The sequence below is a fragment of the Limnobaculum allomyrinae genome, from assembly GCF_016649425.1.
GTDB lineage: Bacteria > Pseudomonadota > Gammaproteobacteria > Enterobacterales > Enterobacteriaceae > Limnobaculum > Limnobaculum allomyrinae.
In genome coordinates this window covers 163,468-177,735 of record NZ_JADRCR010000006.1, presented here as the reverse complement: position 1 = coordinate 177,735, position 14,268 = coordinate 163,468, and the positions used below count along the sequence as shown (strand labels likewise).

Sequence of the window (14,268 nt, the reverse complement as noted above, 5' to 3'; positions counted from 1 at the left end):
TATCACTATTGAACATCCGAATTTTACAATAAAGAAACATCGATATAAAAATTATAACATTTGGCATATCTATACCTGTGAGGTTTTATGAACTGGCGGATAGGTATCGGTGGCCGGCTATTGTTTGCTTTCTCCCTGTTAGCGACCATGACCCTGATTGCTACCGGTTTAAGTTTTCGTAGTCATGCGGAACTCGAATCTCGCCTGTCGGATCTACATCAGAAACATATCGGTGCTTTATTTGCCGCCACTCAGCTTAATGACCAGAGTCGGCAAATTGTTAGTCAGGCTTCAGCACTGTCAATGGCGGAACGCCAGAGTGAACGGGAGCAGGTAAAAAACGACCTGCTCGATACACTCAATCAAATGGAAGATTGGATGAGGCAGTTGCCCGATAAGCAACGCTATTTTCTGGAACTGAATACCCAGATCCGACAGACCATAATGGTGTTATATCAAGTCACCACTCAGCGGGCCGCTTTTGCGGCCAGCGCATATCAGCACAGTCAAAAATTGAACGAAACCTTTGACGAGTGGCGGCAGACATTAACCCCTTCAAACGTAACCAGCCAACTCTGGTATCTTGAGTTAGCGTTTCTGGCGGGTTATGTAGAGAAAGTTTCTGCGGCACAAAGTTTTAATGAGCTGGATTATACGTTTCTACGCATTGAAGAGATAAGTAAACATATTGCCGAATCCGCAGCAAAAGATAAGACCTTATTACAGGATAAATACCAGCAGTTACTCAGCCTGTTAGCCAAAATTTCGCGTAAGGGCTCAATGTTTCATGACAAAAATCAGGAGCTGGATCTCTCTTACCAGCAATCGTTTCTGGTTCTCAATAACCAGCGTCATGTTCAGCAACTGGCACGACAAATCTCCTATTACAGCCATCAGATTAATCAGGTAATAGATAATGAACTGTCAGCGGCTACACAATCCGTCGCTCAGGCAAGCCGCCTCACTCTGGGGTTATCCCTGTTGAGCCTGATAATGGTCATTACCCTTTCATGGGTGTATGTTCGCCGCAATATTCTGACGCGCATTCGCACCCTACAGTCCAATATGCAGGCCATCGCCAATGGGCGTCTTAATACCCCTATTGTGATTAGCGGAAATGATGAAATCAGCGGCATGGCTCGGGATTTGGCATTTTTCCAACAGTCTGCCTTGTTGGCAGAACAAACTCATCGTCAGCTTCAATTAGAGATGGATGAGCGCCGTCAAGCGGAACAGCAGTTAATGCAAACTCAGCGGGAGTTGGTACAGGCCGGCAAACTGGCAGCGCTTGGTCAACTTAGCGTATCTATCACTCATGAGATCAATCAGCCGCTGTCAGCCATGCGTAATTATATCTTTAGCCTCGAACACTATTTACAACAGAATAACCTGCCACAAATTCGACGAAAGATCGATCAGGTGAGCGAACTGTTGGATAAAGTGAACAATATTACCCGCAATCTGAAAAGCTTTGCCCGTCGAGCAGATAACGATTTGTCACCGGTGCATCTGCACACCGTCATTAATGCCGCAACCGAGCTGTTACAGGTTGATAGCAAAGGCATTAAATTACAGATACAACCGCTGTGCCAGAATCAATCCGGACAGCAGCTCGAGACCGTCTGGGTTGCCGCAGAGGCCATACGGCTGGAACAAGTATTGATTAACTTACTGTCAAATGCGGTTGATGCATTACATACGGTTTCCGAACCGGAAATCGTTCTGACCTGGCGTACTCTGGATCATTGGGTTGAATTGCTGGTCATTGATAACGGTTGTGGCATTGAGCCAGAACATACCGAGCGTATTTTTGACCCTTTCTTCTCGCTGAAATCGACCACCAATGGACTTGGGCTGGGATTATCCATTAGCTATAACATCGTTCAGGATCTGTGTGGTCAGTTAAAACTGCTCAACAGTTATACGGGTTATACCTGTTTTTCACTCAAGTTATTGCACTCAATAGCGCCAGTTACCACCTGTAATCAGGAGTAAGTATGAATATTGAAGTAATCATTATTGATGACGAACCCTGTATGACTGAGAGTCTGGCGGAGATGTTAACTATTGCAGGATTTCTCCCCAGAACTTTTGGTCGCTCCCGTCAGGCACTGGAATATCTGGCAGTCAACCGGGAATGCATTGTGCTCAGCGATATTCGTATGCCAGAAATGGATGGGCTAGCCTTGTTGTCTGCTATTCAACAACTCGACAGCCAGCTACCGGTGATTCTGATGAGTGGACATGCGGATATTCCTCTGGCTATCCAGGCGATGAAGCAAGGGGCTCAGGATTTTCTGGAGAAACCCATCAAAACCGAGCAGTTATTTCAACAGTTACATCTGGCGTTAAACCGTCGTCAGGCTTATTTGCAAATGCATCATAAGGTTGCGGATAATGAATATCTGGCTCAGAAAATCATTGGTCGTTCCCCGGCCATTCAGCATTTGAGACAACAAACACTGATACTGGCTCAGGCTCAGGTCGATACCCTGATTTATGGTGAAACCGGCAGCGGAAAAGATGTGGTGGCGGAAGCTATTCATCACAGCGGCCCCCGGATTCATAAACCATTTATTGCCATTAACTCTGGTGCTATGCCGGAGAATCTTCTGGAAAGCGAGCTATTTGGTCATGAGGCCGGCTCTTTTACCGGCGCTCAAAAACGACATATTGGTAAAGTAGAAGCGGCCAACGGAGGAACACTGTTTCTCGATGAAATCGAGAGCATGCCGCTGGCTGCCCAGATTCGATTATTACGCGTCTTACAAATCCGTACTATTGAGCGGGTAGGTAGTCACCAGCTTATTCCGGTGGATATCCACGTACTGGCTGCCAGCAAGATGGATCTCACCCACCTCAGTCGTCAGGGGTTGTTTCGTAGCGATCTGCTTTATCGATTAAATGTAGCCAATTTACATATTCCTCCGCTAAGAGAGCGAGAAAATGACATCCTGCTACTGTTTGAGTTCTTCTGCCAACAGGCCGCCCGACAATATCAGAGAGAAATTCCCTCGATTAAGCCCAGCCAGCAAAACAAGCTACTTAACTATTTGTGGCCTGGCAATGTGCGTGAACTGATTAATGTGGCTAACCGCTATGTATTAGGCATTTCCGGTGATGGTATTAATCTGAATGAAGAAAACCTCAATATCGCCACAGAGTCTGAGCTGAACGATCTTGAGTATCATCTTGATAGTTATGAAAAGAGCATTCTGATTTCTACGCTGGAAACCTGCGCAGGCGAATTGGGTGAAGTAGCAATGCGCCTCAATCTTACCCGCAAAACGTTGTATCGAAAAATGAAGAAACACGGATTGGATAAACGCTATTTTCAGGATCTGGATGGGACAATATTGTCTTCCTGATTTGCTCAAAAAGGACAAAAGTGTCCATTAATTCTGTTTCTGTTCCGGAGAACCCCCGAATACCCATAGAATTTTGTTAATTTAATGTTGGCATTGTTATTGCAAAGTTAAATATGAATTCCCCAAAAATGCATGATGTGACGATCGCGACAGGACGTCTTAATAAAAAAAACGACTACCCTAACCCGCATGAATGAGGATGTAACAATGACCAAAATTACAACCAGAATCTTATTCTACTGGCTGACCGTACAAATGATTCTGGCAGCCGGATTGCTGTTCTCATCCGCCATGGCTGCCGACTGTAGTTACAGAGGCGATCTGGACGACCGCTACTGCGATGAAAACCGCGATATGGTGGCAGATACGCCCACCGATCCGAAAGAGCTTAAAAATCCCGGAACCTTAGTATTCAGCTATACGCCGGTAGAAGATCCGGCGGTATATAAAGATGCCTTCGCTGACTTCCAGAAATATCTGTCCGATAAAACCGGTAAGAAAGTGATTTATTACTCTGTTCACTCTAACTCTGCTCAGGTTGAAGCTATGCGCTCCGGTCGTCTGCATATTGCCGGGTTCTCCACCGGCCCAACCGGTTATGCTGTCAACTTAGCTGGTTATGTCCCTATCGCGGTTAAAGGCACAGAAAAAGAGTTTCAGGGCTACAACCTGATTGTGCTGGTAAAAGCCGATAGCCCATACAAAACCATGGACGATTTAAAAGGTAAGGTGGTCGCTCACACCTCTGTTTCCTCCAACTCAGGCAATCTGGCGCCTCGGGCACTGTTCCCGAAAATTGGTATCACACCGGATGAAGACTACAAAGTGGTTTACTCCGGCAAGCACGACCAGTCAGTCATGGGAGTACTCAGTGGTGACTATGACGCAGCCCCTGTTGCATCTGACGTTTACGAACGTATGGTTGAGGCTGGCCGCGTAAAAGCCAAAGACTTCCGCACTATCTATACCAGCGCACGCTTCCCAACATCTGCCTTTGGTTATGCTTACGATCTGGATCCTGAACTGGTAGCCAAAATTAAAGCCGCATTTGCTTCGTATCGCTTCCCACCAGAAATGCAAGAAACCTTTGGCGGCGCTGACCGCTTCTACCCAATTAACTATAAAGATGACTGGCAGGTAGTACGTGATATCGCCTTTGCTACCGGCACTGCCTATAGCAAAAACGGCCTGCAACAGTTAGCTGAAAAAGAAGCCGCTGACGCCGCTAAAAAACGTCAGGCTGAATCGGCTGGTGCCAAAGCACAGTAATCCGCCGCTCCCTCTATATTTATTATCACCAACCGGGATAGCCCAAGGCTATCCCGCAGGAGGCCCTTTACCATGTCTATGTCATCATCGCTTTCACCACAAAATTCACTACACAATTACCTCAGTATCCGGCAGTTAAACCACGCCTATCGGGCAGGAAAACCGATTCTGAAAGACATCAATATCGATATTGACCAGCCCGGCATCGTCGCCATCATTGGCCCATCAGGTACCGGAAAAAGTACCCTACTGCGCTGCATCAATCGTCTGATTACGCCAACTACCGGAGAGATTCTGTTTCAACATGCTGATTTGGTTAAAGTTCAGGGTAAAGCCTTGCGCCATCTACGTCGCCAGATAGGCATGGTATTTCAGGAGTACAATCTGGTAGAACGCCTGAGCGTGATTGAAAACGTATTAACCGGGCGCCTTGGCTATATGAATGCCTGGCAGGCGTGGCGACGTAAATTTTTACAAGAGGATTCTGCTGGCCGATGAGCCAACCTCATCATTAGACCCAAAAACTGCAGTAGAAATTATGGAACTGATGGATAAGCTGGCGGCCAGCAAAGGCATTCCTACGCTGGTTAATATTCACGATGTAAAACTGGCTCAGCGTTTTGCCAAACGCATTATCGGTATGAGCGGGGGACGCGTAGTCTATGACGGCCCGGCTCAGGGCATCACCGACACCCACCTGAAAGAAATCTACGGGGGTGAATCATGGCTGGTATAACTCCTGATTCTAATCCGTTTAAAACTAACTGGCTGATGCGCGCCGGTACTCTGGCGGTGGCGGGATATATTCTGTATGCCTTCAGCACCATGGGGCTTAATTTTCAGCGCATGGCTATCGGAATGGAACACGCCGAACGCTTGCTCAGCCGAATGTTCCCCCCTAATTTTGAACGCTGGGAACTGCTGTTGCACGATCTAATGGAGAGCTTACAAATAGCGATTATTGCCAGTGCTGTTGGCATTATTATTTCACTATTTGTTGGTCTGTTTGCTGCCCGAAACCTGATGCCAAATATTATTAGCGCGCCGGCACGAATAGTGATTGCGGTATGCCGAACTTTCCATCCGGTCATTATTGCTATTTTGTTTGTGAAATCCGTTGGTTTTGGCGCACTGGCAGGAATACTGACTCTGATCGTGGCCTCTATCGGTTTTATCGCCAAGCTGTTTGCTGAAGCGATTGAAGAGATCTCCCTAAAACAAGTAGAAGCTATCCGGGCTACCGGAGCCAGCTTTGTCAGCCTGATTCTGTTTGCCGTACTGCCGCAGGTTTTCTCCCGTTTTATTGGTTTCTCTACCTATCAACTGGACTCAAACCTGCGTAATTCAACCATGGTTGGTCTGGTAGGCGCAGGTGGTTTGGGCGGTACCCTATTCTCCGCCTTCCAACGTTTTGATTATGATTTTGTCACCGCTATTCTGCTCACCATTATCGCGCTGATCCTGCTGGGTGAAGCCCTGTCTAATCTGGTACGGAGGGTCTTTTCATCATGACAGCCTTACCTGTAACTTCCTCACCTCAAACGGACGCCATGACGATGAATACTGCTCCGGCCAAATATCAGCGTTTTACGCCGCTACAACGGGCTGCCCGCTATTTAGTCTATGTGATTATGTTGGCATCGCTGTTTGCTTCACTCAGAACCGTTGAGGTGATTCCTGAGTTTCTTTACGATGCTCCCACTCAAATGGCCGATATGTTTGAACGCATGTGGCCACTGGATCTGGCTGCTTACCCGGGCACCATTCATCAGGCTCTGATGGAAACGCTGAATATTGCCACCTTAGGCACTTTGCTTTGCCTGATACTGGCTGTGCCATTAGCATTGTTAAACGCCCGCAATGTGATGCCGTCGAGAATTGTTAACTGGCTGGCACAAACCTGTCTGGTGACTTCCCGCTCGGTTAACTCGCTGGTGTGGGCACTACTGTTTGTGGCTATTTTCGGGCCGGGTACGATCGCCGGTGTTCTGGCCGTCGCCCTACGCTCCGTTGGTTTTGTTGGTAAACTACTGGCGGAAGCATTAGAAGAGATCAATATGGGTAGTATTGAAGCGTTAAAAGCAACCGGTGCGTCGATGCCCAGTATTCTGGTAAAAGGTTACTGGCCACAGGTCATACCCGCTTTCTTCAGTATTGTTCTGTTTCGCTGGGATATTAACGTGCGGGAATCTGCGGTACTGGGTTTAGTGGGCGCAGGTGGCATTGGTGTCGTACTCAGCGATGCAATGAACCTGTTCCAGTGGCAGTTAGTAGCAACCATTCTGGTAAGTATTTTAGTGGTCGTTTTGTTAGCTGAGTGGGTTGTTGTTCGCGTACGCAAAAAATTAATCTAATCTGAATAGGGGGAGACGATAGTTTCCCTCTAAAAGAGCAGATAATCGATTAATACAGGAACGGTCCAATGACTTTGAGAAACCAATATTATGTACTGCGTCACGGTCACAGTTTAGCCAATCAACAAAAGATTATTGTTAGTGATATTCAGCATGGGCAGCATGCCTATGGCTTATCCCCGGTGGGTATTAACCAGGTTATTCAGACTCTGGAAAACTGGCCTTATTCTATTCCGGATCTGATTTTCCATTCCGACTTTAAACGTACGGCAGAAACCGCCGGGATAGTGGCTGACTATTTTAATCGTCAGGCAAAGCCCGCCGCTGCGCTACGTGAACGTCATTTTGGTGAGTTTGAACTGCAGGATGACAGCCACTATCCACAGGTCTGGAAGCATGACGAACAGAACCTCACCGAACCATTCGCTCAGGTAGAGCCGCTAAGTGCCGTTTGTGAGCGTGAATTGGCGTTTATCCAGACGCTGGAACAGCAATATTCTCAGAAAAAGATTTTGCTGGTTGGCCATGGCGATCCCTTACAGATTCTGTTGACGCATTTTCAGCAAAAACCGCTGAGTCAACACCGGGATTTAGCGCCACTAATAACCGCAGAAGTAAGAAAGTTGAACGGAGAGTTACAATCACAGGCAGCATTGAGCAATGCCTGACAGGACTAGGTTAAGTTAATAGTGATGGTAATAAAGCATACAGGGTGATGAAAAGTTAACTCTCTTCATCACCCTAAAAATTTTATCACGCCAGACAGATAACCTGATAATCCAACTGCTGTTTAGCGTTCATAACGCAGCACGAGGCCTCCATGCCAGCCGTGCTACCCTCTCTCAGTTGTCGGCTGAATTCCAGTGCTCAATGGAAAGGTCAAAACCAAATGACACGACCTTCAATTCAAAAAACTTATTTCCTCGCGGCAAGCGATCTTAACAATACCCCGATGGTGGTTCCATTATGCAACAGGGCACTCAACGTCGGGGATAGTCGTCCCATCGCTGCTGCTAACATAATGGCGCTGTTAATCCACTCGGTTAGTTTAATGTTGCTGTTAACCAATTTCATTGCATCAACTGCCAGCTCACGGGCCGTTACTACTCCGTGCAGAGAGTCTTGCAGCAGTACCGCATCCGCCGCCTGTTGGGCAAGCTCTGTGCTTTGATTCATCGCCAGGCCAACATCTGCCTGAGTCAGTACCGGTGCATCATTAACGCCATCACCCACAAACATCACGCGGCAACCCTGTTCCTGCAATGACTGAACTACGCTAACTTTACTTTCCGGCGTTGCTTCAGCGAAGAACTGGTCAATACCCAGATCTTTAGCCATTTGCTCGGCCTTATGCTGCTTATCGCCGGTTAACAGAATGACATTTTTAATACCCAGTTCACGCAACTGACTGATAACCTGCGCAGCTTCATCACGCACATTATCCTGCAGACCAATCATACCGACCAGTTGCTCATTAAGACTAATAAACAACAGATGACGGCCTTGCTCTTCCAACTCTTCGATTTGAGTCTGGAACGGGGAGAAATCGATATGGTAATGCTCTCGCAGGAAGTGGCGACTGCCAATCACCATGCGGTTACCATCAAGCTCAGAAATTAACCCGTGCGCAATCACATACTCCACTTCGCCGTGATTAATATGTGGCAGTTCGTGTTGCTGCGCAGCGCTTACCACCGCCCGCGCCAGTGGGTGATTACTGTGTTCTTCCACCGAAGCAGCAATTGCCAACAGCCGTTTAGCCCAGGTATGTTTTGGGTCAAAACTAACCACGTCGGTCACCAGCATATCCCCGTAGGTCAGGGTACCGGTTTTATCAAACACCACGGTATCGATATCGGCCAACTGCTCAATAGCACGGCCCCCCTTAAGCAATAACCCGGAGGTTGCCGCTTTGTACATCACCGATTTAAACGCAATCGGCGTACTCAGTTTTAAGGCACAGGAATAGTCGACCAGGAAAACTGAGGCCAGGCGATTCCAGTCACGGGTCAGTGCAAATACGCCAGCACCAGCCCCCAGAGTAATAGCCACCCTGCGATCGGCCATCCTTTGGGTAACCTGCTGAGTTTCGCTACGCTGACCGAGTGACTCGGTAATAAAACGACGAATATTTGCCGTTGAAGACTCATCCCCTACCCGCTCGGCACGCACCGCAATGTTACCGTCCTGAACCTGAGTGCCGGCAAATACCCAGGCGCCTGCTTCACGACGTACCGGTACACTCTCTCCGGTCATCGATGCCTGATTAATTAAACCAATACCGCGCAATACGCTACCGTCAGCAGGAATATTATCTCCAGGCCCCAGCAGCATGACATCACCGTTTACCAGATCTTCCGCGTTGATTTCCTGACTTTCACCATCACGTTCAACCCAAACCGAGTGGTACTGGGGCTGCATCAACTCAGACAATAATTCATCAGAATGGCGGCTGGTTTCTTGCTCAAAATATTCCCCCAGCGTCAGTAACGACTGGGTCAACATTGCCGTCCGGTAATCACCCCGGGCAATTGACAGACTAAGCGCCAGCGCATCCAGTACTTCAACCTTCAACTCACGCTGGCACAGCGACTCAACGCCTTCAGCAATGGTAGGTGCCATCAATGCAACGGCAGGTAAGGCAGACCAACGCTTAGGTAAAAATTGGGTTGCGGCCAAACCGGCCAGATTTAACAGATTATCACCACCGCAATACTCCGCTTCGTACTCGCTGTCGGTGGCTGAATCCCAATCAATGGCATTCAACTGTGCTAACAACTTTTCCACATCGGTTTTACTGGTGTGATAGGTTAATACGGCAGAAGCCGCTGCCGGGCGCAAGCGCACCGTTTTCACTCCGGTGAAAGAGAGCAGATGGGTTTTAAGCCATCCGGCAACGTCCGGTTGCTCCCGCAATTGAACAATGCGCACTCTCAGTCGACCAGGAAGTTGGTGAACTGGCTTAACGGTATATAAATGGGTCATCGGGGCAGTTACTCGCTGTCCTGATCTTTTTCGCGATAATAATCCAGCTCTGCCTGAACATCCGCCAGACGCTCTTTCAGCTCTTCCACTTCACCACGAATCGCGCCCCAGGCTTTGTTGGCCGTTGCGCCAATGCTCTTTTGCACATTGCGGTTAGACAACAGATAAGCGATCGCAGCGCCGGCGACGATACCGGTAATCAGATGAGCCCGGCTATTGTCCGCCCGATAAGGGGTTTGCGGTGCTGACTGATCCATCGGATAAGGCGCGTAAGGATTGTAGTAAGGGTTATTCGGCTGTTTCATCTGCGCCTCGCTTATTCATTGAGTCTAATAGGTACAGTCCGGCAGCACCTGCGCTGAGTACCGTTAATAATGTCAGTACCGGGCGGCCTGCGGTGGCGTTGGCTACCGTCATGGCAGCCCCACTCACTAAACCGGCTTTAGTGGCATCAATCAGAACTTTACTGGTCGCCTGTTCCAGCGTCTTCTCACCGCGCTGATACTGACGCCACTGCTCCACACCAGAAGCCGTAGCGCCAACCAGCGCTCCTGCGATCAACGCCCGGCTGGCTGGATTCATGCGATCGCTATTATTACTCATCCGCTTTCTCCTGCTCACGATGGCGTTCTACCGACTCCTGAAAGCCTTCTTTGCCAGCCTGAACCGTATCACGGAAAATAGCGCCGCTGGTCATTACGCTCTCTTTCACGCTTTCAGCGGTGGTTTCCGCTTTCTCTTTCACTTTGCTACCGCCACTTTTCAGCATGTCGCCAGCATTAGCAAAAGTTTGCAGCAGCGTATTACGTACGCTTTCATTACCTAAAATCAGCGCTGCGGCAGCACCAATCATTGCGCCTTTCCAAAACTCTTTATCATCAACACCGATAGTACTGATGATATTTTTAAATAATCCGGCTTGCTCCCCCATTAAGCCTTCAACCATGCCCTGCGCCTGTCCACTCCAGTCAAAACCCGGAGCCATTTGCTGTGGGGCTGGCTGTTGGAACTGAGGTGGAAACTGCTGGTATTGTGGCGGCATTGGATAACCCATTGGAGGCTGACCACACATTGGATTCCACATTGGGGGATGAGGAGGCCACATCATCTGCTGCGGCATTGGTTGCCCTTGCTGCTGAGGATAGGGAGGATAATAAGGATAACCGTAAGGTCCGTAGGGTGGCATCCCTTGATATTCAGGGATTTCCTGATCGTTACTCTTCTTGTCTTTTCCCATCTTCAGTTCCTCACTTATTTAGACTCTGGCGGAGAGATAATTGGCAGAATTTCAGTTAACGCTTGCTCTGCAATCCGATCGTCATCACCAAATAGCTGTTCCAGTAGTTTTGGCGGCAAACGTTTAGCGTCATACTCTAATAATAGACTTCCGGTTGCACTATTAAGGGTATAACTACGTAAACAATTATCTTTGCCACAAAGTTCTTCTAATGCAGATAATTTACTTTTACTCAGCCCGGCCACCAGCTTATTGGTAAAACGCAGCCTGATGCGACCAGGGATATGGTGGGCAAGTTCAACAAAACGGCGTAGCGCCATTAACCCACTAAAACTATCAGAACTCATGTTACATCCTAAAAAATCAACCATTCTGACGCTGCAGAATAAGGAGCCATATTAGTTACGGCTATCATATGACGTGACCTGATGATTTAAAACACTTAAACACACTTGTTTGGAAGTAAATCAGATTTATGCCGAAAAACAAAAAAACCGTAGCATAAAGAAGTAGAGATATTACGCAGAAATTGGTTAATAACAGTACTGGACAGCGCACAAACCTTAATGTAAATTATTCTCGTTATCTTTATCATTCAGGTGGCCGCTATGAGTAGTCCATATGTTCATCAGACACAAAACCGTGTTCGCATTCGTTCTGATTATATTCAACAGCATGCTGCTGAAGTGACAGATTTGATTGCAAAACTGGAGTTAGTGCCGGGAATCAAAGAGATTCAATACCGTCGCTACGCGGGTTCTGTGGCAATTCGTTTCGACAGCAAAGTGATAAGCGCCGCTGCACTGCTGGAAACGGTCGAAAGCTATGGCTGGCTGGAAAACAGCGAAGAACGCGATTTCATTAATAATGCGGTACGTCTGGGTGCTAAAACCTTACTGAAAGGCATTGCCTTAACGACGCTGAAGCGCACGCTGGGTGGCTCATTGGTGAGTGCTGTTGCAGCCATAGCCAGATAAATAGCCTATCAGCTTCTCCTGTTATATAGAGGGCTCACATTAATCAATGTGGGCCTTCTTCATTACTCTACGTAATTAATCCCCCTGTCTTTTAATCAAACCTGTATTTCTCTTTATCTCCCGTCAGCCCGCATCACCTGCTTTCTTCTAAATTTCATCGTGTCTAATCAGATAAAGAAACTGCGCCTCCCGACACAGTCCTCGCCGATACGGAAAGATATAATTGAGACTTACGTATAAATAACTCTCAACAGTTTGAAATACAGGAAGGTAACAATATGAAGGTAGGCGTTATCGGTGCAGGCGCGATGGGTGCAGGCATTGCTCAAGTGTTTGCTGCCACAGAAGGCTTCAGTGTGGTTCTCGCTGATATTAAGCAAGAATATGCAGAGAAAGGAAAAAACAACATCATCACCTCACTGAACAAGCTGGTGGATAAAGATAAAATGGTGGCAGACAGAGCTAAAGCCATCGCCACCAACATTGTTCCCGGCCTGCCAGAAGATGTCTCTGACTGCGACCTCATCATTGAGGCTATCGTCGAAAATATCGATGTTAAACGCCAGCTTTTTAATAGCCTGAAAAACATCTGCCGGGCTGACGCCATTTTTGCCTCCAATACGTCTTCACTGTCTATTACTGAACTGAGCGCCGGATTGGATCGCCAGGTTATCGGATTGCACTTTTTCAATCCGGCCCCCGTAATGACACTGGTAGAAATCGTTGTGGGTTTAAGTACTACCGATGAGATGGTCAGCAAAATGCAGGAGATCGTTCAGCAGGTCGGTAAAGTTGCCGTTATTTCTAAAGACGCACCGGGCTTTATCGTCAATCGCGTGCTGATTCCGATGGTAAATGAAGCTATTGGTATCTATGCCGATGGTACCGCCAGCGCAGAAGATATCGACACCGCAATGAAACTGGGCGCCAATCACCCTATGGGGCCATTGGCGCTGGGCGATTTAATCGGTCTGGATGTCTGTCTTGCTATTATGGAAGTGCTTTACTCAGAAACCGGCGACTCAAAATATCGCCCGCATATTCTGCTGCGTAAGATGGTCAGAGGTGGGGCATTAGGAAGAAAGAGTAAGAAAGGATTCTATCGCTACGACTGAAATTAAATCCCGACATCCAGGGGCCCGATTGCAGTGCAGTCGGGCTATTGTGTTTTATCGCGATACAACCCTAGCACAAATCACATCAGCAATAGGTTATCAAAATTAAGCAAAACGTTTGGCGGCACACTGGCAAATACCACCACTTTTCGCCGGGCAGCGTTTACAGGGTGGAGATTTAAAGGGTAAGCGTAAGATTGCCGGAGGTGCTACCGAGTTGGGCTGGATACGCATGTTGCCGGCGCTTCCACGTTTTACCGGCTGACGTGGTGTCGGGAGGTTATAGCCTCCGTGATCAAACCAATCCAACAATGGCTTTAAGGGTTTTGACACTTCAACCAGCATGTTGCCCATCACTTGCTGAGAGAGTTCACTCCAGATTGAATCTGAGGGTTCTGATTGGGTACTACGGGGGTGAGCTCCCGGTAAAACTGCAGGACGAACAAGATTCTGAAGCGCACGATCCCCCGCCTTATTTTTGCTTCCGTGCTTAGACGCTTTTTTGTGTAACTTTTTCAGTGCCTTAAGGGCTGATGACATAAAATGGTGCGCCCGCAAACAATAATGAGAATGATTATCTATATTATTAAGCAGTTTTCAATACTTTTCCACCAACAGATGCTCACGTCTGAGGCAATACTTTGCTAACATATGCCCAAATTTTAATTGTCACATATATCGACACGGGACTAGTTATGAACAATATCGATTTTCCAACCAACGCAACACCGGAAGAGATGGCCAGAGAGATTTCCGGTCTGAAAGCGATTCTGACGTTAATGCTGATCACTATGGGTCAGGCGGATGCAGGAAAAGTGATTCTAAAGATGGAAAGACTGATTGCCGATCATCCGGATATGGCGGAAGCCGAAGCGTTTAAAGGTATCGTTCAGCAAATGCGGCAGGCATATCGTCAAGAGACGTGCTGATAGTTTTTTTGGCTTTGAGAGCCCCGCGTTAGGT

The 14,268-nt window shown here is 47.7% G+C and carries 17 protein-coding genes; 11 read left to right on the top strand and 6 right to left on the bottom strand.

Translation table 11 applies throughout. The features are described from left to right. Positions 1 to 87 precede the first annotated feature (87 nt). The 8 genes from I2494_RS12805 to I2494_RS12770 all read left to right on the top strand — a co-directional run bounded on the left by I2494_RS12805 (position 88) and on the right by I2494_RS12770 (position 7,659). Positions 88 to 1,995: an ATP-binding protein gene (locus I2494_RS12805; RefSeq protein ID WP_218467104.1), complete on the top strand. Its 1,908-nt coding sequence runs from the start codon at positions 88 to 90 to the stop codon at positions 1,993 to 1,995. A 2-nt stretch (positions 1,996 to 1,997) separates the two neighbouring features. Then, a complete protein-coding gene (locus I2494_RS12800) occupies positions 1,998 to 3,368 on the top strand; it encodes a sigma-54-dependent transcriptional regulator (protein WP_218467105.1) in 1,371 nt (456 codons plus the stop codon). Positions 3,369 to 3,575: 207 nt separating this feature from the next. Further along, positions 3,576 to 4,637: a phosphate/phosphite/phosphonate ABC transporter substrate-binding protein gene (gene phnD / locus I2494_RS12795; protein ID WP_218467106.1), complete on the top strand. Its 1,062-nt coding sequence runs from the start codon at positions 3,576 to 3,578 to the stop codon at positions 4,635 to 4,637. Between the two features lie 72 nt (positions 4,638 to 4,709). Beyond that, on the top strand, positions 4,710 to 5,135 hold the full coding sequence (locus tag I2494_RS12790; RefSeq protein ID WP_218467107.1) for an ATP-binding cassette domain-containing protein: 426 nt from the start codon (positions 4,710 to 4,712) through the stop codon (positions 5,133 to 5,135). A gap of 40 nt (positions 5,136 to 5,175) precedes the next feature. Beyond that, the gene (locus I2494_RS12785; protein WP_218467108.1) at positions 5,176 to 5,373 is read left to right on the top strand and encodes a P-loop NTPase family protein; all 198 of its coding nucleotides are present in this window, start codon (positions 5,176 to 5,178) and stop codon (positions 5,371 to 5,373) included. Beyond that, a complete protein-coding gene (gene phnE / locus I2494_RS12780; protein ID WP_218467109.1) occupies positions 5,361 to 6,149 on the top strand; it encodes a phosphonate ABC transporter, permease protein PhnE in 789 nt (262 codons plus the stop codon). The genes I2494_RS12785 and phnE (I2494_RS12780) overlap by 13 nt, the downstream gene beginning before the upstream one ends. Then, complete coding sequence (gene phnE / locus I2494_RS12775) at positions 6,146 to 6,991, top strand: phosphonate ABC transporter, permease protein PhnE (RefSeq protein ID WP_218467110.1); 846 nt, start codon at positions 6,146 to 6,148, stop codon at positions 6,989 to 6,991. Before phnE (I2494_RS12780) ends, phnE (I2494_RS12775) begins: the two co-directional genes overlap by 4 nt. A 68-nt stretch (positions 6,992 to 7,059) precedes the next feature. Continuing rightward, positions 7,060 to 7,659 carry a histidine phosphatase family protein gene (locus tag I2494_RS12770; RefSeq protein ID WP_218467111.1) on the top strand — a complete coding sequence of 200 codons (600 nt, stop codon included), beginning with the start codon at positions 7,060 to 7,062 and terminating at the stop codon, positions 7,657 to 7,659. A 247-nt stretch (positions 7,660 to 7,906) separates the two neighbouring features. Here I2494_RS12770 and I2494_RS12765 read toward each other — a convergent pair whose 3' ends face one another. The 5 genes from I2494_RS12765 to I2494_RS12745 are packed head-to-tail and all read right to left on the bottom strand — an operon-like array spanning position 7,907 to position 11,560. Further along, complete coding sequence (locus tag I2494_RS12765) at positions 7,907 to 9,976, bottom strand: heavy metal translocating P-type ATPase (protein ID WP_218467112.1); 2,070 nt, start codon at positions 9,974 to 9,976, stop codon at positions 7,907 to 7,909. A gap of 8 nt (positions 9,977 to 9,984) precedes the next feature. Further along, the gene (locus tag I2494_RS12760; RefSeq protein WP_218467113.1) at positions 9,985 to 10,281 is read right to left on the bottom strand and encodes a YtxH domain-containing protein; all 297 of its coding nucleotides are present in this window, start codon (positions 10,279 to 10,281) and stop codon (positions 9,985 to 9,987) included. Beyond that, positions 10,265 to 10,579 carry a hypothetical protein gene (locus tag I2494_RS12755; RefSeq protein WP_130590576.1) on the bottom strand — a complete coding sequence of 105 codons (315 nt, stop codon included), beginning with the start codon at positions 10,577 to 10,579 and terminating at the stop codon, positions 10,265 to 10,267. Before I2494_RS12755 ends, I2494_RS12760 begins: the two co-directional genes overlap by 17 nt. Next, positions 10,572 to 11,213, bottom strand: a complete 642-nt coding sequence (locus I2494_RS12750; protein ID WP_228350946.1) for a YtxH domain-containing protein — start codon at positions 11,211 to 11,213, stop codon at positions 10,572 to 10,574. The genes I2494_RS12755 and I2494_RS12750 overlap by 8 nt, the downstream gene beginning before the upstream one ends. A gap of 14 nt (positions 11,214 to 11,227) precedes the next feature. Then, complete coding sequence (locus tag I2494_RS12745; protein WP_218467114.1) at positions 11,228 to 11,560, bottom strand: HMA2 domain-containing protein; 333 nt, start codon at positions 11,558 to 11,560, stop codon at positions 11,228 to 11,230. A 261-nt stretch (positions 11,561 to 11,821) separates the two neighbouring features. Between I2494_RS12745 and I2494_RS12740 the strand changes: the two genes are divergently transcribed. Continuing rightward, entirely contained in the window at positions 11,822 to 12,190 is a 369-nt protein-coding gene (locus I2494_RS12740; protein WP_140920698.1) for an HMA2 domain-containing protein, read from the top strand. Positions 12,191 to 12,468: 278 nt separating this feature from the next. Further along, the gene (locus I2494_RS12735; protein WP_218467115.1) at positions 12,469 to 13,305 is read left to right on the top strand and encodes a 3-hydroxyacyl-CoA dehydrogenase NAD-binding domain-containing protein; all 837 of its coding nucleotides are present in this window, start codon (positions 12,469 to 12,471) and stop codon (positions 13,303 to 13,305) included. 105 nt (positions 13,306 to 13,410) lie between these two features. Here the strand turns inward: I2494_RS12735 and I2494_RS12730 are convergent, their stop codons facing one another. Beyond that, positions 13,411 to 13,845: a hypothetical protein gene (locus I2494_RS12730; RefSeq protein ID WP_218467116.1), complete on the bottom strand. Its 435-nt coding sequence runs from the start codon at positions 13,843 to 13,845 to the stop codon at positions 13,411 to 13,413. 155 nt (positions 13,846 to 14,000) lie between these two features. Here I2494_RS12730 and I2494_RS12725 point away from each other — a divergent pair, with 155 nt between their 5' ends. Continuing rightward, positions 14,001 to 14,234 (top strand): DUF2594 family protein, encoded by a 234-nt coding sequence (locus tag I2494_RS12725; protein WP_218467117.1) that lies wholly within the window; start codon positions 14,001 to 14,003, stop codon positions 14,232 to 14,234. Positions 14,235 to 14,268: the final 34 nt, after the last annotated feature.

Bases quoted from the DNA above. Each gene is read 5' to 3' on its own strand.
- phnE (WP_218467110.1), top strand. From the start codon at position 6,146: ATGACAGCCTTACCTGTAACTTCCTCACCTCAAACGGACGCCATGACG.
- phnE (WP_218467109.1), top strand. From the start codon at position 5,361: ATGGCTGGTATAACTCCTGATTCTAATCCGTTTAAAACTAACTGGCTG.
- I2494_RS12745 (WP_218467114.1), bottom strand. From the start codon at position 11,560: ATGAGTTCTGATAGTTTTAGTGGGTTAATGGCGCTACGCCGTTTTGTT.
- I2494_RS12755 (WP_130590576.1), bottom strand. From the start codon at position 10,579: ATGAGTAATAATAGCGATCGCATGAATCCAGCCAGCCGGGCGTTGATC.
- I2494_RS12735 (WP_218467115.1), top strand. From the start codon at position 12,469: ATGAAGGTAGGCGTTATCGGTGCAGGCGCGATGGGTGCAGGCATTGCT.
- I2494_RS12740 (WP_140920698.1), top strand. From the start codon at position 11,822: ATGAGTAGTCCATATGTTCATCAGACACAAAACCGTGTTCGCATTCGT.
- I2494_RS12790 (WP_218467107.1), top strand. From the start codon at position 4,710: ATGTCTATGTCATCATCGCTTTCACCACAAAATTCACTACACAATTAC.
- I2494_RS12730 (WP_218467116.1), bottom strand. From the start codon at position 13,845: ATGTCATCAGCCCTTAAGGCACTGAAAAAGTTACACAAAAAAGCGTCT.
- I2494_RS12725 (WP_218467117.1), top strand. From the start codon at position 14,001: ATGAACAATATCGATTTTCCAACCAACGCAACACCGGAAGAGATGGCC.
- I2494_RS12800 (WP_218467105.1), top strand. From the start codon at position 1,998: ATGAATATTGAAGTAATCATTATTGATGACGAACCCTGTATGACTGAG.
- phnD (WP_218467106.1), top strand. From the start codon at position 3,576: ATGACCAAAATTACAACCAGAATCTTATTCTACTGGCTGACCGTACAA.
- I2494_RS12765 (WP_218467112.1), bottom strand. From the start codon at position 9,976: ATGACCCATTTATATACCGTTAAGCCAGTTCACCAACTTCCTGGTCGA.
- I2494_RS12750 (WP_228350946.1), bottom strand. From the start codon at position 11,213: ATGGGAAAAGACAAGAAGAGTAACGATCAGGAAATCCCTGAATATCAA.
- I2494_RS12785 (WP_218467108.1), top strand. From the start codon at position 5,176: ATGGAACTGATGGATAAGCTGGCGGCCAGCAAAGGCATTCCTACGCTG.
- I2494_RS12805 (WP_218467104.1), top strand. From the start codon at position 88: ATGAACTGGCGGATAGGTATCGGTGGCCGGCTATTGTTTGCTTTCTCC.
- I2494_RS12770 (WP_218467111.1), top strand. From the start codon at position 7,060: ATGACTTTGAGAAACCAATATTATGTACTGCGTCACGGTCACAGTTTA.
- I2494_RS12760 (WP_218467113.1), bottom strand. From the start codon at position 10,281: ATGAAACAGCCGAATAACCCTTACTACAATCCTTACGCGCCTTATCCG.